This window comes from Spongiactinospora rosea (genome assembly GCF_003315795.1).
Lineage (GTDB): Bacteria > Actinomycetota > Actinomycetes > Streptosporangiales > Streptosporangiaceae > Spongiactinospora > Spongiactinospora rosea.
Genome location: NZ_QMEY01000036.1, coordinates 39,649 through 61,281, shown reverse-complemented (window position 1 = coordinate 61,281; position 21,633 = coordinate 39,649). Strand labels below are relative to the sequence as shown.

Sequence of the window (21,633 nt, the reverse complement as noted above, 5' to 3'; positions counted from 1 at the left end):
CCTTAATCGCGTCGGAACACCAGAGTCGTACGGCCGAGCGTGACGCGTGTGCCGTTTTGCAACTCCACTCTGCGCACCGCCTGGCCGTTGACGAAGGTGCCATTGGTGGAACCGAGATCGACGAGCGCCACCTGCTGCCCCTCGACCCGAAGCTCCGCGTGGTGGCGGGAGACTCCTGGATCGACCAGCCGCAGGTCGCAGTCGGTGCCGCGGCCGAGCAGCGTCACCGGAGTGGTCAGCTCGAAGGAGCGCTGCCCCTGCGGGTCGTCCTGGGTGGACACGAGCAGCCGCGGCCGTCCGGCGAAGGCGTGCGAACGCGCCGGTGGAAGATCGCTCACCGGCCGCCGGATCTCGTCCTGTTCGACGGTCGCGCCCCTGATCACTCCGGAGCGGATGCGGAACAGGCCGACCGCCAGGTCATCGGCGGTCTCGAAACGGACCCGGACCGGCCCGACGAAGGAGTATCCCTGTTCCTTGGCGTACTCCCGGGCCAGGTTGGCGAGCTCGTGGCCGATGCTGTCGGCATAGACCTCCATGCGCTCGCTGTCGCTGACGGACAGTTCCACGACGAAGTCGTTCGGGACGAGGGTGCGTCCCATGGCGACGATCGCGGCCCGCTCGTCCATCTCCCGCTGCACTGCGCTGGCGACCTCGACCGGCTGAAGGTCGGACTTGAACGCCCGCGCAAAGGCTCCCTCAACCAATCCTTCGAGCCGGCGCTCGAAGCGCTGAAGGACTCCCACCGGGTACCTCCCTTCCTCCATGCATCTGGTCGCGGCCGCTCAACTGCCCGTCGCCGGGCACCGAGCTGCTCCGCTCGCGTCTAGAGGGATCGTATCCGGGTTCAGTGGCACCGTCGGTTCCGTGCTACTGTTTCTCAGCACCCACAAGGGCGGGTGGCGGAACGGCAGACGCGCACGGTTCAGGTCCGTGTGTCCGAAAGGACGTGAGGGTTCAAATCCCTCCTCGCCCACACTGATCTTCCTCAAACCCTCTCTGGCCGCTCGCCGTATGGCAGCGGCCATCGGCGTTTCCGGGGCCGTTTCGAGCGCCTCAGGGGTCACCTCAGGGGACGGCGATGTTCGGCGGGGGGAGGACCCGCCGTGGGGTTCGGTACGCGCTGTCATGGAGAGTGCCGTTCGCGTGTCGGGGGCGGTCCGACGGTCATGGTCGGTGCTCTTGGTGCTCTTGGTGCTCGTGTGGTGCTCTGTGGGGCCTGCTGGGGGATCGGGGCGAATGAGGGACGATGCCCCGGACCGGTGTCCGGGGCATCGGCGAAGACATGAAGCTTCTATGACTTTTCTACCTCGTCAACCTTGTCGCTCGCTTTCGGAACGCTTGCATTCTTCACAGGGAACTTCGAGGTGGCGAGGGCTTCGTTACGCCAGGAGTGAAACGTCACGATCAGCGTGGCGCGGCGGCCGAGGTGTCCAGCAGCTCCCTCAGTACGTCCGTGAGGCTGACCATGCCGGTCACCCTGCCCTCGGCGTCGGTGACCAGTCCCAGATGCGCGTGGGCTTCCTGAAGGACCGTCAGGACCTGCGGAATGGTCGCCGACTGCTCGACGCGGGGCATCGGGCTGGCGAGGTCGGCGGCCCGGTTGCCGGGGCGGGTCAGCGTGTCGCGTACGTGCAGCACGCCCACCACGTCGTCCGGACGGCCGGAGTTGACCAGCAGCCGTACGTGGCCGCTACTGGCCGCCACGTCGCGCACCCGCTCGTCGTCGGCCCCCGCAGGGACGGCCGTGGCCTCCCCGATGGGGCGGGCCAGCCGGGCGATCGGCTGCTGCTGGACCCGCAGCGCGCTGGTCAGCAGGTCGTGCTCGGCCCGGTCCAGCAGCCCCATCCGGCCGGACTCGCCGACCAGCATCGCGAGCTGGTGCGGCGTGCGGGTGGTGGCCAGCTCGTCGCGCGGGTGTACGCCGAACATGCGCAGAAGCTGGTTGGTCGCGCCGTTGAGCAGCCGGATCACCGGCCGTACCAGCCAGGTGAACCCCCGGAACGGCAGCGCCAGCGCCAGCACCGCGGCCTCCGGGTGGGTCAGCGCCCACGACTTCGGCGCCATCTCACCCACCACCATGTGCAGGAACGTGATGACCACCAGCGCGATGCCGAACGACACCGCCACCTGCGCCGAGGACGGCAGGCCCAGCGCCGCGAAGAGCGGTTCGAGGGCGTGGTGGATCGCCGGCTCGGTGACCATGCCCAGCCCCAGCGTGCACAGCGTGATGCCGAGCTGGGCCGCGGCCAGCATCAGGGAGAGCTGCCGCCCGCCCCTGGCCGCCGCGCGCGCGGCGACGCGCACCAGCTTGCCGCCGCCGGTCACGCTCTGCTCCAGCCGGTGCCTGCGGGCCGACACGAAGGCGAACTCGGCCGCCACGAAGAACGCGTTGCCCACCAGCAGCAGGACGCCCAGCAGGAGCGCGGGAACGATGCTCATCGGGACGCTCCCGCCGTGTCCGCGGGCACCGCGGGCGTGAGCCGCACCCACTCGGGGACCCGCCGGTGCACCGAGAGCACCCGCAACTCGGCCCGCTGCTCGGTGCCGTCGTCGCCGTCCTCGGCGAGCGGGTCGTTGTCGGTGGTCAGCGTGACCACGGTGCTGTCACCCTGCTCGGACATGCGGCCGAGCCGGGCCAGTACCAGGCCCGCGACGGTCTCGTAGTCGTCGCTCTGCGGCAGCGCCAGGCCGGTGGCGCGCTCGATCTCGTCCAGGCGGAGGGTGCCGGGGAGGTCCCAGGTGCCGTCGGCCCGGCGTACCGGGCCGGGCGGGGCGGGGTCGTTCTCGTCGATCAGCTCGCCGACCAGCTCCTCGGCCAGGTCTTCGACGGTGATGACGCCGGCCAGGCCGCCGTACTCGTCGATCACGCAGGCCATGTCGTCGCCCGCGGCGCGCATCCGGTCCAGTACGGCGGGCAGCGGCAGCGACGCCGGGATGAGCAGCGCGGGCCGCATGATCTCGCGGATGGTCCGCTCGGTGTCCGGGCCCGCGGCCAGCAGCTCCCGTACGCCCGTGACGCCGATCACGTCGTCCTGCTCCAGCACCGGATAACGGGAATGTCCGGACACGCGAAGCGCCTCCAGGAGGTCGGACGCCGGGCGTTCGGCGCGCAGCAGTACGACCCGGGGGCGCGGCACCATCACGTCCTCGGCGGTGTGGTCGCCGAACTCCAGAGCCCGTTCGAGCAGCTCGGACAGCGGCGCGGGAAGCTCGCCCGACGCGCCCGACTCCGAGATGATCCGCGACAGCTCCTCCGGCGTGGCGCCGTGCTCGACCTCCTCCACCGGCTCGACCCCGACCCTGCGCAGCAGGCGCGTCGCCGAGGAGTCGAACAGCCTGATGACCGGACCGGCCACCGCCAGGTACACCAGCGTCGAACGCGCCAGGAACTTGGCCACCGGCTCCGGCCGGGCGATCCCGAGGTTCTTCGGGGCCAGCTCGCCGAGCACCATCTGCACGATGGTCGCGACGGAGACGCCGATCGCGACCGCGATACCGGTGATGGCCGCGGGCGGCAGGTCCGTGGACTCCAGCAGGGGGCGTACCGCGTCGGCGACGGCAGGTTCGGCCAGGAAGCTGACCAGCAGCGCGGTCACGGTGATGCCGAGCTGGGCGCCGGACAACATGAAGGAAAGCCGCTCGGTGACCTTGACGGCCCGACCGGCGGCGGCGTCGCCCGCCGCGGCCTGCTCCCGCAGGACGGCCCGGTCGGCGGCGACGAAAGCGAACTCCTGGGCGACGAAGTAACCCGTCGCGACAGTGAGAAGAACAAGGGCCAGCAGGCCCAGTGCGATGGTCACCGGGGGCGCCTCAGGTGGGGCTGCCGGGGTCGGTTCGTGCGGGGTCTCGCGCGGGGAGTACGGGGAGTGTGGTCAGTGGATCCCGTGCCGGGGCACGGGCTGGTACTCCACGAGTCCGGACTGGACACAGTCGTCCTCTCGCTCAGTGACATGGTCAGTCGTTGCTAAAGGTAACGAACGGGCAGGGGCAGGATGTTTCCACATGGCGGTCGCGGGTTCGATTGGCGCGATCATTGCGGTCTGAGTACTTTTCCATGGGAAAACCTTGGCCAGGGCGCAGCGCGGGCGTTGGCCGCGGCGTAGCGTCGAAGTGGCGACCATCGAGCGGGACTACGGGCGGAGAGCGATACGTGGCTGAGTGGCCGGACAGCGGGCGGCGGCCCGACGACGACCGCACCAGGGTCATGCGGACGCCTGAGCCGAGGCGCGCCCAGCCCGCCTACCCGGCGCAGGGCGGCGAGCCCGCCCCGGGCCCTTCCGGCCCTTCGGGGGACTCTGCGAAGGCCGGTACATCGCGTGTGTACGGCAAGGAACGTTCCGGTAAGAGCCCGGTACGCCCGCTGCGGCGGCGCGGTGAGGGCGGCGGCGGGGCCTCCTCCGGCCCGCCCGGCTCTTCTGGGCCTTCTCGGCCTTCTGGGCCTAGGTCGCCGCGGCGGCCGTTGCGGATCGCGCTGATCAGCCTGGCCGTGCTGCTGGTGGTGATCCTGGTGAGCACGATCGCCGGATACTTCTGGATCAACGGGCGGCTGGTCGCGATCGACGGCGTGCTCGACGACTACGAGGGCAGGATCGCCGACACCCCCGGCGAGAACTGGCTGCTGGTCGGCTCCGACAGCCGTAAGGGGCTCACCGCCGACCAGCGCAGGAAGCTCGCCACCGGCCGGGCCGCGGGGCAGCGCACCGACACGATGATGCTGCTGCACATCCCGGCGAGCGGCGGCCGGCCCACGCTGGTCAGCCTGCCCCGTGACTCCTACGTGCAGATCCCCGGCAAGGGCCGCAACAAGCTCAATGCCGCATACGCGTTCGGCCGGGGCAAGCTCCTGGTCCGCACGGTGGAGCAGGCGACCGGCATCCACATCGACAACTACATGGAGATCGGTTTCGCCGGGTTCGTGGGCATCGTGGACGCGATCGGCGGGGTCGAGATCAACGTCAAGCAGAACATCAAGGACCCGAAGGCCGGGATCGACCTGAAGAAGGGCGTCCAGGTCCTCGACGGCGGCACCGCGCTGGGCTACGTCCGCACCCGCGCCACCGGGGCCCTGCCCGACCTGGACCGCACGCAGCGGCAGCGGCAGTTCTTCGGCGCGGTCGTGAAGAAGGCGGCCGGTCCGGGGGTGCTGCTCAACCCGTTCAAGTCGGTGCCGCTGGCGTCGAGCGCCGCCGACTCGGTGCTCGTGGACAACGGGACGGGCACGTTCGACCTGCTCTCCCTGGGCCTGGCGATGGGCGACGGCCCGATCACCACCAGCGTGCCGGTCGGCTCGACCCCGACCCTGCCGGGCGTCGGATCCGTCATCCAGTGGGACCGCGCCAAGGCCCTGCGCATGTTCAACGCCCTCGCCGAGGACAAGCCCGTCCCCAAGGACGTCCTCAAGAACTGACCGGAGACCGAAGTGACCCAGACGACGGCGGCCGAGACCGCGGTGGCCGAGGTGATGGCCGAGCTGGCGGGGCTTGAGGACCCGAAGATCCGCGAGGTGAACGAGAGGCACGGCGACGATCACGGCGTCAACCTCGGCAAGCTGCGCGCGATCGCGAAGCGGCTGAAGACGCAGCAGGAGCTAGCGCGCCGGCTGTGGGCGACGGGCGACACGGCGGCGCGGCTGCTGGCGCTGCTGATCTGCCGCCCGAAGGCGTTCGAGCGCGACGAGCTGGACGGCATGTTGCGCGAGGCGCGCACCCCCAAGGTGCACGACTGGCTCGTGAACTACGTCGTCAAGAAGAACCCGCACGCCGAAGAACTGCGGCTGGCCTGGTCCGCCGATCCGGACCCGGTGGCCGCGAGCGCGGGCTGGGCGCTGACCACCGAACGCGTGGCGAAAAAGCCGGAAAACCTGGACCTCACGGGATTGCTCGACGTCATCGAAACGGAGATGAAAAACGCGCCCGACCGCCTCCAGTGGGCGATGAACCATTGCCTGGCCCAAATCGGTATCGAGCACGCCGAACACCGCGCCCGCGCGATCTCCATCGGCGAACGCCTGGAAGTGCTGAAGGACTACCCGACCGCTCCCGGCTGCACCTCTCCCTTCGCGCCCATCTGGATCGACGAAATGGTGGGCCGGCGGCATCAGCGGCCGTAGGTGCTCACTTCGATCAGGTTGAGGTCGGGGTCGCGGAAGTAGACGCTCTGGATCTGGCCGATCGCCCCGGTGCGTTCGACCGGGCCCTCCTCTATCGCGACCTCGTGCTCGGCGAGCTCGTCGATCACCTGGGCCAGCGGGTCGGTGGTGATGAGGCACAGGTCGGCGCTGCCCGGCGTCGGCCGGTGGGCCTTCGGCTCGAACTCCTGGCCCGCCTCGTGCAGGTTGATCTTGCTGAGCCCGAAGGCCAGGGCGGTACGGCCATCGCCGAACGTCACCGCCTTCATCCCGAGTACGCGAGTGTAGAAGTCAACGGTGACGTCGATGTCGGCGACGGTCAGCACCAGATGGTCGAGCCGCTCGATCTGCATAGCACGTAGCTTAGGCAAACGCTTTGATCATGTAATGGGGGACCGGGGGAGCCGAAGGATGAAACAGGCGCCGGGCCGCCCGTCGGTCACCCGCAGAGTGCCGTTGTGACCAATGGCGATGGCTTTGGCGATGGCCAGTCCCAGCCCGGCTCCGCCCGTTTCCCTGTTTCGCGCATTGTCCAAACGGGTGAAGCGCTCGAAAATCCGGTCCCTGTCTTCTTCCGGGACGCCCGGCCCGTCATCGGCGACCCTCAGTATCACCTGGTCCCGGTCCGCGGTGAGCGACACGGTGATCTGAGTACGGGCGTGCCGTTCGGCATTGTCCAGCAGGTTGGTCACCAGGCGCTCCAGTTGCCCGGCGTTGCCGTTGACGACGGCGGGAACCAGCCGGGTGCGGACCATCGCCCGGCGTGCGCCCTGTCCGGCGATCAGCGCGGACAGTTCGACCGGCGCGTGCCTGGCGGGCTCCTCGGCGTCCGTGCGGGCGAGCAGGAGAAGGTCGGCCGCCAGTCGTTCCAGCCGCTCGGCGTCCTGCAGCGCCGCCCGCATGGCGGCCTGCCAGTCGGGGTCGCCGGGGTCGTTGAGGGCGAGTTCCAGTTCGGCGCGTAGCGCCGCGAGCGGGCTCCGCAGTTCGTGTGAGGCGTCGGCGGCGAAGCTGCGCTGTTGCCGCAGCGCCTGATCCAGCCGATCGAGGGTCGCGTTCATCGTGGTGGCCAGCCGGCCGATCTCGTCGCGGGTGGTGGGTTCGGGGACTCGCCGGGTGAGGTCGCGGCTGGTGATATCGGCGACGGTCGCCCGGATTCGCTCCACCGGCCGTAGTGCGCGGCCGATCGTCGTCCACAGCACCGCCGCCACCAGTGCGGACAGCGCGCAGACCGTCAGAGCCAGTATCCAGCCGAGAGTGACCAGCCTCTGGTCGATCTCGTTCAGTGAGGCGCTGACGGTGACCGTCACCCCTTGTGGGGTGGTGGCGGTGCGGAACAGGAAGTTTCCTGTGGGGATGGGTATGGGGATCGGGCGGCCGGGCACGCTGATGTGCACCGACTTGGTGATCCGGATGGATTCGCCGAGTTCGAATTGGGCGGCGACGTCGTCGGCCAGCAACTGCGCCTGTGTCCCCGCCTCCGACAGCAACGTCGCACGTACCGTCACGAACAGCGCCACGGCCGCGGCGACCAGCGCGACGGTGACGGTGGCAGAGGCGATCAGGACCAGGCGCGTGCGCATGCTCACGGTCGTTGATCCGTGAGGCGATAGCCGATCCCGCGGACCGTCTCGATCGCCATGCGCCCGATCTTGCGGCGGATACTGCTGATATAGACCTCGACGATGTTCGGTTCGCCGTCAAAGGCGACGTCCCAGACCTGATCGAGAATGTCGCGCTTGGAAACCGCCGCACCGGCCCGGCCGGCCAGGTATTCCAGAATGGCGAATTCCTTTGCGGTCAACGTGATCTCCTGGCCCGCGCGCATGCAGCGGGCCGCCGTCAGATCGACCGTCACCTCGCCCAGCCGGAGGATCTTCGGCCTGGCCCGCCCGCCACGACGTATCAGGGCGCGCAGCCGGGCCGCGAGGACCACGTACGAGAACGGCTTGGTCATGTAGTCGTCGGCGCCCTCGTCCAGGCCGTCGGCCTCGTCGTACTCCCCGTCCCTGGCGGTGAGCATCAGGATCGGGGTGTCGAGCCGATCGTGCCGGAGCTGCCTGCAGATGGCATGCCCCGACAGCCCGGGAAGCATCACGTCCAGCATGATCGCGTCGTGATCCCCCTGCCTGGCCTGCCGCAGTCCGGTGTGTCCGTCGTGGGCGAGCTCGGTGTCGAAGCCCTCGGCCTCCAGGCCGCGCTTGATCAGCCCGGCCAGCCTCAGGTCGTCCTCGACGATGAGTATCCGCATATCGCCTACGGTGCCACAGCGTTTCTGAAGGGACGCTGAAGAGCTTCAGTCTCCCTTCAGCGCCCGTCGGCCATAGTCATTTCCGGCGCCGCGGTAATCGGCCGCGGCAGCCGATAGAGAAGGAGTAGACAAATGAAGCGTGCTGTTCTGGCCGCCATCGCGCTCGCCGCCGCCGCCGGGATCGCGATCCCGGCCATCACCTCCGCCTCCGCTTCGTCCGAGCCCGCCGTCCCGTTTGAGAAGGTGACCAATGTGGGCGGCTCTCCGGGAGAGCTGCCCGACCACATCGCCATCCAGAAGAACGCCGACGGGTCGATCGATATCACCCAGGACGTCGAGCCCGACGGCGGCGAGTGGGAGAAGACGACGCCCGGCAACTGATGCCCTAAAGGGTGGCGTGAGATTCACCGGAGGGCCGCCGCTCGGCGGCCCTCCGGCCGTCGCGGAAGGCGGCCAGAAGGACGAGGGCCGCCGCCACGAGGAGGTGCCAGAGGGGTTCCGTTTCTGTGGAGAAGGGGGGCGTCCGGCCTGTTAAGGCGGTGACGGCCAGGGCAGCGGTGATCGTCAGGGCGAGGGGCCACCGGGCCCGGCGTACCAGGGTGGTGGCCAGGGCGCCGAGGACGATGAGGGCGACCGGAAGGCCGTCCACGTCCACCTTGCAGGACCAGTTGCCGCGGCCCCAGAGGCCGGACGCGAAGAAATCGGTGAAAGGGACCTCGCTCAGTGGCGTGTAGGCGAACCATCCGAAAGACGACGGTGCGCCCAACGGGATCAGCCAGTGGACGGTCGTCCAGGTGGCGGCGAGGGCGGCCAAGGTCCAGAGCAGGGTTCCGGTACGCCATGGGGACGAGGACCCGGGCCGGGCCGCGTGGGGCAGCAGGGCGAGTACGGCCGCGGCATAGCAGGCGATCGGCACCCAGAGCGGGACGGTGGCAGGCAGTGGCGGAAGGGCGAGGGCCGTCGTCACGCGGAGCGCGAGCGCGGCGCAGAGGATGATGATGGCCGTCACCGTCGTACGGCGGGACGCGCGTGCCACGAGCGCGAGAACGGACAGCGGCACCAGTAGCTCGACCAGGAAGAGGAACGTCCCCACATCGCCCGCGAACAGCGCGCCGGCCCACGGCTCCCGGCAGAGCAGGGGATTGACGTCCGCCGGTCCGGCGACGAGGGTACGGGCGAGGATCGGCCCGGTCGAGACGGCGACCGCGGTGGCGCGCAGCGCTCCGGTCGATAATCGGGTCGTGGCGGGCATGTCAGCTCCGGTGATCGTTCCAGATCGTCGCCGGGCGACGGTACAGCCGCCGGACGTACGCCGCAATCGAATCTCCGGAAGATCGAGGTCAGCCGGGCCGTACCGGGAGCCGGGCGAGACCGCGTACCGTCATCGTGGACCGGTGCTCCGGCTCACCCGCGCGCACCAGCCCAGGCAGGCGCGTCGCCACTGTCCTGAAGAAGATCTCGCCTTCGAGCCGGGCGAGCGGCGCTCCGAGGCAGTAGTGCGGGCCGGAGCCGAACGCGAGGTGGTCCGCGCCGCGCGTACGTGTGATGTCGAAGCGGTCGGGGCCGGTGAACACGGAAGGGTCGCGTCCGGTCGCGCCGATCAGGACGTACAGCGGGTCCCAGGCGGCGATCCGGCGTCCGGCCAGGTACAGGTCCTCCTGGGCGTAGCGGAGAGTGGCCTGGACCGGCGGGTCGTACCGCAGGACCTCCTCGACCACCTGGCCCGCCATGTCCGGATTCGCCCGGAGCATCGCCCACTGGTCAGGGTGGTCGAGCAGCGCCAGCATGCCGTTCCCGATGAGGTTGACGGTCGTCTCGAACCCGGCGATGAGCAGGACGCGGCACAGGCTGAGCACTTCGCGCGGGGAGACGCGCGCCGCGCCGAGGTCGGCGGCGAGCCTGCTCAGTACGTCCTGGCCGGGGCGCGCGGCGCGCTGCCTGAGCAGGTCGGCGAACAGCTCTTCCAGCGCGCGGGTCGCCGGGCCGAGCGCGCGGGCGGTCCTGAGCGACGGTACGCCGTCCAGCGACCCGGCCACGACGGCCCCGTACTCCCGGAACGGCCCCGCGTGCTCGTCCGGGATGCCGAGCAGTTCCGAGATCACCGCGATCGGCAGCGGCGCGGCCACCTTGGCCATCAGGTCGAACCTGCCGCGGGCCGCCGCGCGGTCCAGCAACTCGCGGGTGATCCGCTCGATGCCGGGCCGGTACCGGGCCATCATCTTCGGGCTGAACGCGGGGGCCGCGAGCCTGCGGACGCGTCCGTGGTCGGGAGGGTCGAGGCTCAGCAGTGAGAAATCGGCCTCGGCCCCCGGCCGGTACGCGAGCGGTTCGGAGTCATCGCGCACGTAAGGGCCGTTTCGGACACCGAACCGCCGATCGCGCAGCACCCGGCCGCACAGCCGGTGCCCGGTCACCGCCCACACCCCCGACGTACTCCGCGACAGCGGACCCTGGGCGCGCAGCCTCCGGTAGCACGCGTACGGATCGCGCCGGCCCGCGCCCGTCATCAGCAGGCTGAACGGGTCATCGCGTACCCGGCCGTGCATCCACGTCCACCCGGCGTGACCCGCGACCCGCGCGGTCTGTCGTATCGTCTCCAGCACGTTCGTCCTCCTCCTCACACGGGGATGTGGAAGATCGGCATCGACGTCATGCCGTACTCGCGCAGCCGGGCCCGCACGAACGAGCCGAACGACCGCTTGGTGAACTGCCTGAGCAGGAACCGCCGCGGCCCGGTCGGCAGCCGCGCGAAGTTGACCATCGCGAAGGGGCCGTCGTCCAGCGGGGCGAGCGCGGTCGAGTTGTCGATCCCGGTGTTGCCGGTGAACCAGCCGGTCAGCGTCTCCCACACGGCGACCGCGGTCTGCGGGTCGGGGCCGGTGAAGTGGTTGAACAGGAAGGTGCTCCCGCGCCGGCCGGCGTCGGTCTCACCGATCTTCCTGACGTTGCGGGCGGGCATCTCCAGGGCCGGGCCGATCCGCCGGTACGGCTCGGCCTCCCGCACGCCCGCGATGTCCTCCGGTGAGGTGGTCTCGATCAGCATGGCGAGGTCGCTGCCCGGCCTGCCGGGGATCGGCGGGGCGAGCACGGCGCGGTACAGGGTGATCGCCCGTACGTCGGGGCGCTCCTCCAGGCGGGCCGCCAGCTCGGACAGCCGGGCGATCTCTTGTTCGCGCTCGGGGCTTCTGCCGGGGAACGGCCCGCGGCCGAGCGGGGCGGCCTCGATGCCCAGGTACAGGAACCCGCTGGGGGAAGGCTCGGTGAACTCGGCCTTCGGGAATCGGGGGTCGGCGATGACCGTCGTCATGATCTCTCCCTTCCGGGGGGCTCGGTGCTCTTAGTGCTTCAGTGCGCTCCCTGCGCGCCGAGTTCGACCACGAGCACGCCGCCGATGATGAGCGCGATGCCGGCCGCCATCATCCAGGTCAGCGGGTCGCGGAAGATGAGTCGTCCGAGGACGGCGGTCAGCGCGACGCCGCTGGCCGCCCAGATGCCGTAGGCCACGCCCACGGACATGCCTTGCGCCAGTACCGCGCCGAGCAGGGTGAACGCGACGAGGTAGCCGATCAGGACCGGGGCGATCCAGACCTTCTTCGTGAAACCCTCGGACGCCTTCATAGAGAGGGTCGCGACGGTCTCTGTGGCGATGGCGCCGACGAGCAGTAGCCAGGTCATGATCCACTGCCTTCCACGACGTATTTCCTGGGCTCTTCGTGTTCGTGTTCGGCGCGCTGCGCGCCGAGTTCGACCAGCAGTACGCCGCCGATGATCAGCAGGACGCCCAGCCCGATCACCCAGGTCAGCACGTCCCCGAAGATGACGGCCCCGGCGACCGCGGTCAGCGCGACCCCGCCGGCCGCCCAGATCCCATAGGCCACGCCGACCGGCACGCCGGCCTTGAGCACCTGCGCGACCAGGACGAACGCGCTCAGGTAGCCCGCCACCACGCCCACCAGCCACCACGGGTGCGCGAAACCCTCCATCGCGCGCAGCGAGAGCGTCGCGACGACCTCCAGGGCGATGGCGGCCACGAGCATCGCCCACTTGTTCATTCCTCGTCCTCCTTTCCGGTGGCCAGCCGGTCGATCCTGGCGATGATCGCGGCGCGCGTCTCCGCGTCATAGCCGGAGGTGTCGCTCGCGTCGGCCAGCCACAGGCCGTCCGCGGCGAGCCGGGCGACCGCGAGGTCCACGGAGCGGGTGTCGGCGGCGGAGGGGGCGCCCAGCCAGCGGCGCAGCATGTCCTGCCACGGCTTCATCAGGGCCTCGTCGTACACGGAGTCGACGAAGATCGCCAGATCGGCCCGGCTCGTGGCCGCCCCGCTCACCACGACCGCGTACGCCCGGACCCGCTCTGCCACACCCGCCTCGGCGAGAGGCTTGCCCAACTGGGCCAGCATCCGCTCCTCCCAGCTCGCGGTGACGTACTCGACCACGGCGAGCATCAGTTGCTCCTTGCTCGCGAAGTGGTAGATCAGACCGCCCTTGCTCAGACCCGCCTCTTGCGCGGCGGCGTCGAGAGTGAGGCTGCCAATGCCACTACGCCCGGCAATCCGCTGCGCGGCTTCCAGGATCGTTGTCCTCGAACTCGGTCTCACCTGCGTAACTATACCGACTGGTTGGTGCAGTTACAAGGTTGCCTGAAGCTCGGCCCGTTTCCCAGGGCCGCGCTCCTCGCGGTCGGGCTTCGCGTCTTGGACGGACTTTGCCCGAGGGTCTGCGCTTCGCGCCCGATTGACCTCGCTGACGCTCGGCCTGTTCTTCAGGACCGGGTTCGCCCGAGGAGGTCGCGCTGCGCGCGCATTGGAGCTCGCTGATGCTCGGCCGTCTTCCTAGAAGCCGGGCGAACGGCGGCCGGGCCTCGAATCGGGCGGATGGCCGTTCTCGCGGGTGCCGCAGGGCGGTTGTTGGGAGGCGGGCGTCTCAGCGTGGTGGGAACCGGTGGCTGGGCGGACTTGGGACGAGGGATGGAACGGAAGGCCGTGCCTCACGGGTGCCGTAGGGCGGCCTCCAGCAGGCGGACGATCTCCGCGTGGCCGGTGAAAAGGTACCGCTCGGAGCGGAGCTCGCCGTCGCCGTCACGGGTTTGGGCAACGACACGACCGGGCTCGCGGCGGACGGCGACCGTGGTGCCGGGCCGCGCGATGGCCTCGGCCTCGCGGCGCAGTTCCGCCTCGATGTCGCGAACGGCCCAGTGGCGGGCCTGTTCGAGCGGAGTGACGCCGTCCGCGCCAGGGGTCGCCGGGTCCGCGCCGTGTGCGAGCAGTACGCGGACCACCTCGGCAGCGCCGTGCCCGGCGGCATGCCACAGCGCGGTGTTGCCTGCGCCACCGGGGATGTCGGGATCGGCCCCGTGGGCGAGCAGCGCGGTCACGGTCTCCGGATCGCCCTTGGCCGCCGCCCAGTGCAGGGCCGTCATCGGGTTGCGCGCGGCATCTTCCCGCAGGTCAGGGTCGGCACCCCCGGCCAACAGCGCTTGTACCGCGTCCAGGTGGCCCCAGGACGCGGCGGCGCACAGAGGCAGCCCCTCCTCGTCATGCTCCCGGTTGGGATCGGCACCCGCGGCCAGCAAGCCGCGCACGGCCTCGGCGTCGCCGTGTACAGCCGCCCTGTACAGCGCCTCCGTGGCCCGTCCGTCGGCCGGGCCGGGTCGCGTCTCCATGCCCTCAGTCTGTCCGGCTCGTCACCCTCGCTCCACTTGTTTTAGCCCCGTTGACAAATCCAGTTTTTACGTTCAAGCTTGTTTTGGCAATCAAGGAGAGGACGAGCACAGATGAGCCCCACCCGCTTCCGTGCGGCGTTAGCCGCGCTGATCGTCGCCCTGACGACGGTGACCGCACTGCCCACGCTGCCCGCACATGCGGCGTCCGCGACGCCCGCGCTGACCGACCCGCACCCATGCGCCGACGCCCCGGGGTTCACCTGCTCCACGCTCACCGTCCCGCTCGACCACAGTGGCAAGACCCCGGGTGAGCTGAAGCTCCAGGTCGCCACCGGCGACAACGCCGACGCACCCAAGGGTGTGCTGCTGCTTCTGTCCGGTGGGCCCGGCCAGCCGTCGGTGCCGTTCGTCGCCGCGATCGCCGCCAGGTTCCCCGAGCTGGCCGCCGACTACCGCTGGGTCACCATCGACCAGCGCGGCACCGGGGCCAACGCCCTCAAGTGCCCGGCGCTTCAGGCCGAGAGCGTCACATCGGACGTCGCCTCCGCGACGCCTGCCGCCGTACGGGACTGCGGCCGGATCGTCGGAGCCGACCGGGCGTTCTACCGCACCGACGACACCGTCGCCGACCTGGAGCTGCTCAGGCGGGCGCTGGGCGTCCGGCAGATGACGCTGAACGGCCTCTCGTACGGCACGCGCACCGCCGCGCACTACGCCTTCGCCAGGCCCGCCAACGTGCGGAAGATGGTGCTCGACTCCCTCATCCCCTTCGCCGACCCCGAGCACGACGACGCGCTCGGCCTGGTTTCGATGCGAGCGCACCGCCGGGTGCTGCGCGAGGCGTGCGCGCAGGTCGAGGGCTGCACGTGGGATCCCACAGAAGACCTCGCGTGGCTGGTCCGTCAGCGTGGCGACGGTGTGCGGCTGCTCGACCTGATGGTGGTGTCCGGGTTCCTTGACCCGACCTACTCGGGCGTGATCCACGCGATGCACAAGGCGCGTGCGGGCGACCCCGCCGACCTCGACCGGGTGTTGGCCGACCTGGCGGCGGCGCAGCCGCAGCCGTACGAGATGTTCAGCTGGGGGCTCCACACCGCGACGTACTGCGCGGACACGCGCCAGCCCTGGGGTGACTCGGCCACCGCGCCGCACCGGCGGCGGGCGGCACTGGAGCGCCGGATCGATCGCCTGCGCCCGCATGAGACCTACCCGTTCGACCGCGCGACCGCGGCCGGGGTGGGCTTCGTGCAGCGGTGTCTGCACTGGCCGACGTCGCGGCCCGGCAGTGAACCCCCGGCCTGGTCCCGCATCCCGGTGCCCACGCTGCTGCTGAGCGGCGACCGCGACCTCTCCACCCCGGTCGAGTGGGCCCGCGAGGTCGCCGCCCGCGCCCCGCAGGGCAAGCTGGTCGTGGTCCCCAACACCCCGCACCTCGTCCAGGTGATGGAACCGGGACAGGTGGGCCGCGACGCGATCTCCACCTTCCTCACCCAGGACTGAAGCAGCTCAACCCGTTCAAACCCCCGGGACGGACGTCGGCAGCCCCGATGTCCGTCCCGGGGCTCGGGCATATCAGCATGCGTCGACGCCGCAATGGCCAGCCGGGGCATCGGTTAGAGGTCGGCGTACTTGAGGTCCAGGGCCTTAATCCATCCATTCACACGAACGATCCGACCGCCCTGACACGGCCCCCACCCTGTCCAGGCCCTGTCCGCCCGTGGTTGCGCCCATGCTCACAGTCGCGCTTCTGCCCAAGCCCGCACTATCTGTACGGCCGGCATCCCTCTCGCCGCCCACCGCCCCCAGCACCGCCCTTGTGCCCGGCTTTCACGTGTGCCGTGGTCCCCCACCGTCCCAGCACGGGCTAACAAGGTGCCCTTCCCACCCTGGGCACCGTCAGCAAGTGGACCGCCGTTCCCCAGCCACCAACCCCCACCGCCCTCCACGCGTTATCCCCGCCCCCAGCGGTCAGCCCACTCCGCCACGCCTGACACCGCCCCGCTCCGCGCCCCCTCGAACCTCGCTTCGCTCGGCCCGTGCTTTCCCGGTGCCGCGCTACGGCGCGTCGCCTCATTGCGCGCTACCGCGTGCAGGAGGACGGGCCTCGCCCAAGGCCGCACTCCCGTGCGCAATTGACCTTACTGACGCTCGGCCTGCTTTTCCTAAGGCCGGTCTCCCGGCGCCACCGCCATCAGCACACCGACACCCACCTCAACCCACCACAGCCACCACCCATGACCACGCCCTCCAGCCACCTATCCCATACGGTCTTGATGAGCATGAATCTTCACGACACCGGGCAAGCCGCTCAGCCTGTAGGCCCTCGCGAGATATCGTTCCTGCGTATCCCACAACCAGAGAGAAGATCGTCCTCGTCGAGTCACGATCGGTCCGGTGAGCGGCCGTTTTCGAACTAAAGGAAATCGCCACCTACGCCGGGAAGACCCGCAGGTCAGCAAGTGTGCTCCCCGCACGCGCGGGGATGGTCCGGCGGGGGCGGCGGGGTGCTGCTGGGTGTCGGCGTGCTCCCCGCACGCGCGGGGATGGTCCTCTGAGTGCAATACTCCCTCGCCTCGTAGGCGAGTGCTCCCCGCACGCGCGGGGATGGTCCTCGGCCGGCTGTCGGCCCGGCCCCGGGCGGATAGTGCTCCCCGCACGCGCGGGGATGGTCCCACCACCCCGGCCGCGGCGGCCGACGTGATCACGTGCTCCCCGCACGCGCGGGGATGGTCCGCCCTGGTATGGGCCGTCGCCGTCGCGCTTGCCGTGCTCCCCGCACGCGCGGGGATGGTCCCCCCCTCGGCCCTTCGGGCCTAATAACGATTCCGTGCTCCCCGCACGCGCGGGGATGGTCCGGCCGGCACGGCGGGCGGCACGATCAGGGGGCTGTGCTCCCCGCACGCGCGGGGATGGTCCTCTCCGGAGTTCCACGAGTTCATCGAGTTCGTGGTGCTCCCCGCACGCGCGGGGATGGTCCCCCCTGATCACATGATGGACGGGCAGGTGAGTCGTGCTCCCCGCACGCGCGGGGATGGTCCCGTCTCGTTCATGACCATGACCGGGACCTCGGGGTGCTCCCCGCACGCGCGGGGGTGGTCCCGTCCCCGCTTCGCCGATCCGCTTGTCGAAGCTGTGCTCCCCGCACGCGCGGGGATGGTCCCCTGTCCTACGGTCTGTGCATGGCTCAACTCACGTGCTCCCCGCACGCGCGGGGATAGTCCTGGGTAGGAGTCCGATGCTGCCCGATCATCACGGTGCTCCCCGCACGCGCGGGGATGGTCCCCTCTGTGTCCAGGCCGCGCTCGGTGACAGCAAGTGCTCCCCGCACGCGCGGGGATGGTTCCCCCGACATCGTCAACGACATCGCGGCCAGCGCGGTGCTCCCCGCATGCGGGGAGCCCAGCGACGACACCGCTGTGATGGTCGCCCTCCCTATGCTCCCCGTGCGGGGTGGTCCCCGGTCGGCGGGGATTTCGGGCACGAAGCGTTCATGCTCTCCGCATGTGCGGGGGTGGGCCTTGGTCACCAAGCTGCAACCACTCTGGGCCGGCGTGCTTGCCGCAGGTGTGGGGGTGGGCCGATGGCTTTGGGCGTGCAGCCGGCGCGGATGTTGGGGGTGGGGGAGTGCCGCCAGGTGGGGTGTGGTGCTTCGTTTGGGCGCCTTTGGCGGGGGTTAGGGGGGTTAGGGGGGTGGGGGCATGGGGGCGGTGGTCGGGGGGCCGGGGGAGCGGCCGGGTGGGGGGTATTCGCAGTCGAGTTGGCTGACGTCGATGTCGCGGCCGGAGCCCCAGCCCTGCCCCTCGGTGGAGGTGTAGACGAAGGTGCACGCGCGGCCGTGGCTGTCGGTGATGTTGGAGACGAAGATCTGTTCGTCGATGGCGCATCCGGTGAGGAGCAGGACTCCCGCGGCCACGGTGGCGGCTTTCCAGAGCTTCATGTGATCACCCCCTTCAGCGGATGGTAAAGCCCACTGCCGGCGGTGATCCAGCGACCCTGTCGGGAAATGTTGGTGAATGGGTGGGGTCAGGTGCGCCAGATGAGGACCAGGGCGCAGTCGTCGCGTTTGCCCGCGAGGGTCTTGGCGAGGTTGCCCGCCTCCTTGTAGCCCTTGGTGACCAGGGATTCGGCCTCGCCGAGCAGGCGGTCCACGCCGCTGTCCGGGCCGAGGCGGGGGTCCCACATGCCGTCGGTGAAGAGCATCAGGGCGTCGCCCTTGGCGAGTGAGCCCTTTTCGGGGATCCACTCGGCGTCGTCGGTGACGCCGAGGGCGATGCCGTGGGCGTCGCTGAGGCGCCAGGTGCCGCTGCCGGGGGCCAGGCGGGCGGCCGGGGGGTGGCCCGCGCAGCGGATCGTGTAGCCGCCGGTGGACAGGTCGAGGCTGAGGTGCAGGGCGGTGACGATGCCCTCGTGCTCGGCGCCGTCGAGTTCGGGCTGGTCGAGCAGGTAGGCGTTGGAGGCGGGCAGGAAGCGTTCGGCGGGTACGGTGCCGAGCAGGCCGCCGAGGGCTCCGGCGATCATCAGGGCCCGGCTGGCGGCGTCGGTGCCCTTGCCGGAGACGTCCACCAGGGCGATCTCCAGCCGGTCGCCGGCCTGGTGGGAGAGGGTCAGGTCGGCGGAGAACAGCGAACCGGGGGCCTGCCGGGTGACGGCCTTGCAGCCCCAGCCGCGCGGCAGCGGGGCGATCCGGTTGATGGTCTTGAGCCGGTCGCGCAGGTCGGCGAGCAGGCGTCCGCCGCGCATGCCGCGGATGCCGACGTTGTCGCGGTAGCTGGCCAGACGTACGGCGAGGAGCACCACCACGGCGATCACCAGCAGCGGGACGACGTGGAGCCCGGTCGCGACCGTGCCCCGTACGACGGAGATCGCGGCGGCGGCCAGCAGCACCACCAGGCCGGGCGGGCGCAGTCGCAGGCCGCCGAACAGGATGATCGGCGCGAGCAGCACCAGCGGCGCCCACATCGGCCCGAACGTCGCCGACAGCGGGCCGACCGCCAGCGCGCCCGCGACCAGGGCGATCAGCAGGAAGCGCTCGCTGGCCGACCCCGGCCGCCAGATCGTGAAATGCCCCGAACTCCTGGTGCCCTCGCCCGAGTCAACGTAGAACGCGCGCTCCCGGGGCGTCCACACGCTCCGGAGGTGCTCGCTGACGGGCATCGGCATTACGGTCCCTGCTTGCCGTGTGCGAAAAGTAGTGGAAGGTAGCGGAAAGTAACCAAGAAAGCCGTAGGCGGCCGGTAGCGGATCGACCGGCCGGGCTCCGCCGCGATGAGTCTAGCCCGCCCGTCCATGCAGGGAAGCGACCTCGGCGCAGGCGTCGAGCAGATGGCGTACCTGCGGAGAGGCTGGTCCCGGCGGGACCGCGAGGTACGTGGTGACCCACACGCCGTCCAGCGGGCGGTAGACGACGGTACGCGCGGGAGGCGGTTCGCTGCCGGCGTAGAAGACCGTCCACGACGGCGGGCACGCGGCGATGCCGAGCAGCGTGTCGGGCAGGTTGACGAAGCGCGGGCCCGGCGGGGGGTCGATGCCCGCCGCCCGGCACGCGGCCCTGACGAAGTCGTGGAAGGCCGGGGCGTCCTTCCGGGCCGCCAGGCGCAGCGGCAGCTCCCCGAGCCAGGAGAGGCGCAGCACAGGCTCGGTGGCGAGCGGGTGGCAGGCGGGCAGCGCGGCGAGCAGCGGGTCCGACCAGAGCGGGATCAGTTCCAGGCCCTCGGCCGCGTCGATGATGCGGACGGTGGCGGCGTCCAGGTCGCCCGCGCGTGCGCCCGCCAGCCGTTCGGGGACGCCGACCTTGACCAGGCGGACGCGCAGCCGGGGCATGGCGGCGGCCAGTGTTTCGAGCGCGGGGTACAGCCGGTCGGCGGGGGTCTTGCCGGTGCCCAGCCGCAGCGTGGACTCGGCGTCCTCGGCCAGGCCGGCGGCCACGTGCCTGACCCGGTCGGCCGCCGCGAGCGCGGCGCGGGCCTCGCCGAGCAGCCGTTCGCCTGCCTCGGTGAGCCGTACGTGCCTGGTGCTGCGGTCGAACAGGCGGACGCCGAGGTCCCGTTCCAGCCGGGCCACCTGCTGGCTCACCGCGGGCTGCACGATGCCGAGACGTTCCGCCGCCCGCCCGAATCCGCCGGTTTCGGCGACCATGACGAAGTACGCGAGCTGCCGAAGCTCCAATATTCCCCCATTTATCACGGCTTGTGATGACTGTACGGGGCAAGTGCGTCTGGTTCGGCCGTCCCGTCCGCGATCGACTGGGCCGCATGCCACTCATCGACGCCCAAGGCCCGGTACTGCTGCCCGGCCAGGATGGATATGACAGTGAACGCCAGGGTTTCAACAGGATCGTCGATCACCGCCCGGCCGTGATCGTGGCCGCCGAGACCGCGGAGGACGTACGGCAGGCCGTCCTGCACGCCGCCGCCCGCGATCTGCCGGTCGCCGTCCAGGCCACCGGCCACGGCCCGGTCCTGCCCGCCGACGGAGCCGTGCTGATCGGCACCCGGCGGATGAACGGCGTGCGCATCGACCCCGGCGCCCGCACCGCGCGGATCGAGGCGGGGGTCCGCTGGGGGCGGGTGGTCGAGCGGGCCGCGAAGTACGGCCTGGCCCCGCTGAACGGCACGTCGCCCGGCGTGGGCGCGGTCTCCTACACCCTGGGCGGCGGTCTGCCGGTGCTCGGGCGTACGTACGGCTGGGCCGTGGACCACGTACGGTCGATCGACGTCGTCACGGCGGACGGCCGGGCGCTCACCGCGACCCCGGACCGCCACGAGGACCTGTTCTGGGCGCTGCGCGGCGGCAAGGGCAACTTCGGGGCCGTCACCGCCCTGGAGATCGGCCTGGTCCCGCTCACCCACGTGTACGGCGGCGGGCTCTACTACCCCGGCGACCGCGCCGCCGAGGTCGTGCACGCCTGGCGCGAATGGACGCTGGACCTCCCGGAGGAGACCAACTCGTCCGTGGCGCTGGTCCGGTTCCCCGACCTGCCGAGCATCCCCGGCCACCTGCGCGGACGGGCCTTCACCCACGTACGCGTCGTTCACACCGGACCGGAGACCCGCCCGCCGGCCACGCTCGGGCCGCCGGTCATGGGCGCGATCGGCGTCCAGCCGTACACGGAGGTCGCCTCGATCTTCGACGAACCGGCCGGGCCGGTGCGGACCCAGGACCACTCCATGATGCTGCGCGACCTGCCCGCCGAGGCCGTGGACACCCTGATCGCCCACACCGGAGGCGACGCCGGGCCGGTGGTCGTCGAACTGCGGCAGCTCGGCGGGGCCCTCGGGCGTACCGGGGCGGTGCCCAGCGCGACCGGGCACCGCGACGCGACCCACGCCCTCACCACGGTCTCGCCGGGGCCGGTGGGCCCGGCCCGCGCGCTGCTGGCCGCGATGCGGCCGTGGGGGACCGGGCGGGCGCTGATCAACCTGTTCAACGGACCGGACACGGCGGGGGACGCGCGCGAGGCGTACGACCCGGAGACGTACCGGCGGCTGGTGGCCCTGAAGGGCGTCCACGACCCGGCGAACCTCTTCCGAATCAACCACAACGTCCCCCCGGAAAATTGGAATGCCTCTCGGCCCGCCCCCCGGTAGCCTGCGAGAAA

Annotated in this window: 21 protein-coding genes, 1 tRNA gene and 1 CRISPR repeat array; of the genes, 6 read left to right on the top strand and 16 right to left on the bottom strand. The window is 70.8% G+C overall.

Going from position 1 to position 21,633, the window contains the following annotated elements:
• Window positions 1-2: 2 nt before the first annotated feature.
• On the bottom strand, window positions 3-743 hold the full coding sequence (locus DP939_RS41875; protein ID WP_113986411.1) for an FhaA domain-containing protein: 741 nt from the start codon (window positions 741-743) through the stop codon (window positions 3-5).
• A 147-nt stretch (window positions 744-890) separates the two neighbouring features.
• On the opposite strand from DP939_RS41875, the gene DP939_RS41870 reads away from it, so the two are divergent.
• Window positions 891-973, top strand: a tRNA-Leu gene (locus DP939_RS41870).
• Between the two features lie 431 nt (window positions 974-1,404).
• Here DP939_RS41870 and DP939_RS41865 read toward each other — a convergent pair.
• Together DP939_RS41865 and DP939_RS41860 are read right to left on the bottom strand one after the other, a co-directional pair.
• Window positions 1,405-2,439, bottom strand: coding sequence for a hemolysin family protein (locus DP939_RS41865; protein WP_113986410.1), 1,035 nt, complete (start codon window positions 2,437-2,439; stop codon window positions 1,405-1,407).
• The gene (locus DP939_RS41860) at window positions 2,436-3,800 is read right to left on the bottom strand and encodes a hemolysin family protein (RefSeq protein ID WP_113986409.1); all 1,365 of its coding nucleotides are present in this window, start codon (window positions 3,798-3,800) and stop codon (window positions 2,436-2,438) included. The genes DP939_RS41865 and DP939_RS41860 overlap by 4 nt, the downstream gene beginning before the upstream one ends.
• A gap of 350 nt (window positions 3,801-4,150) precedes the next feature.
• On the opposite strand from DP939_RS41860, the gene DP939_RS41855 reads away from it, so the two are divergent.
• The gene (locus DP939_RS41855; RefSeq protein ID WP_225878860.1) at window positions 4,151-5,407 is read left to right on the top strand and encodes an LCP family protein; all 1,257 of its coding nucleotides are present in this window, start codon (window positions 4,151-4,153) and stop codon (window positions 5,405-5,407) included.
• Between the two features lie 54 nt (window positions 5,408-5,461).
• Window positions 5,462-6,109 carry a DNA alkylation repair protein gene (locus DP939_RS41850; protein WP_113986425.1) on the top strand — a complete coding sequence of 216 codons (648 nt, stop codon included), beginning with the start codon at window positions 5,462-5,464 and terminating at the stop codon, window positions 6,107-6,109.
• Here DP939_RS41850 and DP939_RS41845 read toward each other — a convergent pair.
• Genes DP939_RS41845 through DP939_RS41835 form a run of 3 tightly spaced genes read right to left on the bottom strand, consistent with a single transcriptional unit; the run spans window position 6,097 to window position 8,375 of the window.
• Entirely contained in the window at window positions 6,097-6,480 is a 384-nt protein-coding gene (locus tag DP939_RS41845) for a VOC family protein (RefSeq protein ID WP_113986408.1), read from the bottom strand. The two genes, DP939_RS41850 and DP939_RS41845, sit on opposite strands and share 13 nt — an antisense overlap.
• A gap of 27 nt (window positions 6,481-6,507) precedes the next feature.
• Window positions 6,508-7,707 (bottom strand): sensor histidine kinase, encoded by a 1,200-nt coding sequence (locus DP939_RS41840; protein WP_113986407.1) that lies wholly within the window; start codon window positions 7,705-7,707, stop codon window positions 6,508-6,510.
• Between the two features lie 2 nt (window positions 7,708-7,709).
• Window positions 7,710-8,375 (bottom strand): response regulator transcription factor, encoded by a 666-nt coding sequence (locus DP939_RS41835; protein ID WP_113986406.1) that lies wholly within the window; start codon window positions 8,373-8,375, stop codon window positions 7,710-7,712.
• Window positions 8,376-8,507: 132 nt separating this feature from the next.
• Between DP939_RS41835 and DP939_RS41830 the strand changes: the two genes are divergently transcribed.
• Window positions 8,508-8,756, top strand: a complete 249-nt coding sequence (locus tag DP939_RS41830) for a hypothetical protein (protein ID WP_113986405.1) — start codon at window positions 8,508-8,510, stop codon at window positions 8,754-8,756.
• A 4-nt stretch (window positions 8,757-8,760) separates the two neighbouring features.
• Here the strand turns inward: DP939_RS41830 and DP939_RS41825 are convergent, their stop codons facing one another.
• From DP939_RS41825 to DP939_RS41795, 7 genes are all read right to left on the bottom strand, one after another.
• Window positions 8,761-9,627 (bottom strand): hypothetical protein, encoded by an 867-nt coding sequence (locus tag DP939_RS41825; RefSeq protein WP_113986404.1) that lies wholly within the window; start codon window positions 9,625-9,627, stop codon window positions 8,761-8,763.
• 88 nt (window positions 9,628-9,715) lie between these two features.
• Window positions 9,716-10,978 carry a cytochrome P450 gene (locus DP939_RS41820; RefSeq protein ID WP_147268345.1) on the bottom strand — a complete coding sequence of 421 codons (1,263 nt, stop codon included), beginning with the start codon at window positions 10,976-10,978 and terminating at the stop codon, window positions 9,716-9,718.
• A 14-nt stretch (window positions 10,979-10,992) separates the two neighbouring features.
• Window positions 10,993-11,682 carry a hypothetical protein gene (locus tag DP939_RS41815; protein WP_113986402.1) on the bottom strand — a complete coding sequence of 230 codons (690 nt, stop codon included), beginning with the start codon at window positions 11,680-11,682 and terminating at the stop codon, window positions 10,993-10,995.
• Window positions 11,683-11,720: 38 nt separating this feature from the next.
• Window positions 11,721-12,050, bottom strand: coding sequence for a DMT family transporter (locus DP939_RS41810; RefSeq protein ID WP_113986401.1), 330 nt, complete (start codon window positions 12,048-12,050; stop codon window positions 11,721-11,723).
• A complete protein-coding gene (locus DP939_RS41805) occupies window positions 12,047-12,427 on the bottom strand; it encodes a DMT family transporter (RefSeq protein ID WP_113986400.1) in 381 nt (126 codons plus the stop codon). The genes DP939_RS41810 and DP939_RS41805 overlap by 4 nt, the downstream gene beginning before the upstream one ends.
• Window positions 12,424-12,972 (bottom strand): TetR/AcrR family transcriptional regulator, encoded by a 549-nt coding sequence (locus DP939_RS41800; protein WP_113986399.1) that lies wholly within the window; start codon window positions 12,970-12,972, stop codon window positions 12,424-12,426. The genes DP939_RS41805 and DP939_RS41800 overlap by 4 nt, the downstream gene beginning before the upstream one ends.
• Window positions 12,973-13,361: 389 nt before the next feature.
• Entirely contained in the window at window positions 13,362-14,036 is a 675-nt protein-coding gene (locus DP939_RS41795; RefSeq protein ID WP_113986398.1) for an ankyrin repeat domain-containing protein, read from the bottom strand.
• A 111-nt stretch (window positions 14,037-14,147) separates the two neighbouring features.
• Here DP939_RS41795 and DP939_RS41790 point away from each other — a divergent pair, with 111 nt between their 5' ends.
• Complete coding sequence (locus tag DP939_RS41790; protein ID WP_113986397.1) at window positions 14,148-15,536, top strand: alpha/beta hydrolase; 1,389 nt, start codon at window positions 14,148-14,150, stop codon at window positions 15,534-15,536.
• 961 nt (window positions 15,537-16,497) lie between these two features.
• A CRISPR array of direct repeats spans window positions 16,498-17,379; the repeat unit is 28 nt; unit sequence GTGCTCCCCGCACGCGCGGGGATGGTCC.
• A gap of 339 nt (window positions 17,380-17,718) precedes the next feature.
• On the opposite strand, the gene DP939_RS41785 is transcribed toward DP939_RS41790, so the two are convergent.
• From DP939_RS41785 to DP939_RS41775, 3 genes are all read right to left on the bottom strand, one after another.
• A complete protein-coding gene (locus tag DP939_RS41785) occupies window positions 17,719-17,973 on the bottom strand; it encodes a hypothetical protein (RefSeq protein WP_113986396.1) in 255 nt (84 codons plus the stop codon).
• Between the two features lie 86 nt (window positions 17,974-18,059).
• Window positions 18,060-19,190, bottom strand: coding sequence for a PP2C family protein-serine/threonine phosphatase (locus tag DP939_RS41780; RefSeq protein ID WP_147268344.1), 1,131 nt, complete (start codon window positions 19,188-19,190; stop codon window positions 18,060-18,062).
• A gap of 117 nt (window positions 19,191-19,307) precedes the next feature.
• Entirely contained in the window at window positions 19,308-20,201 is an 894-nt protein-coding gene (locus tag DP939_RS41775; RefSeq protein ID WP_113986394.1) for a LysR family transcriptional regulator, read from the bottom strand.
• Between the two features lie 86 nt (window positions 20,202-20,287).
• On the opposite strand from DP939_RS41775, the gene DP939_RS41770 reads away from it, so the two are divergent.
• Window positions 20,288-21,622 (top strand): FAD-dependent oxidoreductase, encoded by a 1,335-nt coding sequence (locus DP939_RS41770; protein WP_113986393.1) that lies wholly within the window; start codon window positions 20,288-20,290, stop codon window positions 21,620-21,622.
• Window positions 21,623-21,633 lie beyond the last annotated feature (11 nt).

Bases quoted from the DNA above. Each gene is read 5' to 3' on its own strand.
- DP939_RS41865 (WP_113986410.1), bottom strand. From the start codon at position 2,439: ATGAGCATCGTTCCCGCGCTCCTGCTGGGCGTCCTGCTGCTGGTGGGC.
- DP939_RS41850 (WP_113986425.1), top strand. From the start codon at position 5,462: ATGGCCGAGCTGGCGGGGCTTGAGGACCCGAAGATCCGCGAGGTGAAC.
- DP939_RS41845 (WP_113986408.1), bottom strand. From the start codon at position 6,480: ATGCAGATCGAGCGGCTCGACCATCTGGTGCTGACCGTCGCCGACATC.
- DP939_RS41840 (WP_113986407.1), bottom strand. From the start codon at position 7,707: ATGCGCACGCGCCTGGTCCTGATCGCCTCTGCCACCGTCACCGTCGCG.
- DP939_RS41835 (WP_113986406.1), bottom strand. From the start codon at position 8,375: ATGCGGATACTCATCGTCGAGGACGACCTGAGGCTGGCCGGGCTGATC.
- DP939_RS41830 (WP_113986405.1), top strand. From the start codon at position 8,508: ATGAAGCGTGCTGTTCTGGCCGCCATCGCGCTCGCCGCCGCCGCCGGG.
- DP939_RS41825 (WP_113986404.1), bottom strand. From the start codon at position 9,627: ATGCCCGCCACGACCCGATTATCGACCGGAGCGCTGCGCGCCACCGCG.
- DP939_RS41815 (WP_113986402.1), bottom strand. From the start codon at position 11,682: ATGACGACGGTCATCGCCGACCCCCGATTCCCGAAGGCCGAGTTCACC.
- DP939_RS41810 (WP_113986401.1), bottom strand. From the start codon at position 12,050: ATGACCTGGCTACTGCTCGTCGGCGCCATCGCCACAGAGACCGTCGCG.
- DP939_RS41805 (WP_113986400.1), bottom strand. From the start codon at position 12,427: ATGAACAAGTGGGCGATGCTCGTGGCCGCCATCGCCCTGGAGGTCGTC.
- DP939_RS41795 (WP_113986398.1), bottom strand. From the start codon at position 14,036: ATGGAGACGCGACCCGGCCCGGCCGACGGACGGGCCACGGAGGCGCTG.
- DP939_RS41790 (WP_113986397.1), top strand. From the start codon at position 14,148: ATGAGCCCCACCCGCTTCCGTGCGGCGTTAGCCGCGCTGATCGTCGCC.
- DP939_RS41785 (WP_113986396.1), bottom strand. From the start codon at position 17,973: ATGAAGCTCTGGAAAGCCGCCACCGTGGCCGCGGGAGTCCTGCTCCTC.
- DP939_RS41780 (WP_147268344.1), bottom strand. From the start codon at position 19,190: ATGCCCGTCAGCGAGCACCTCCGGAGCGTGTGGACGCCCCGGGAGCGC.
- DP939_RS41770 (WP_113986393.1), top strand. From the start codon at position 20,288: ATGCCACTCATCGACGCCCAAGGCCCGGTACTGCTGCCCGGCCAGGAT.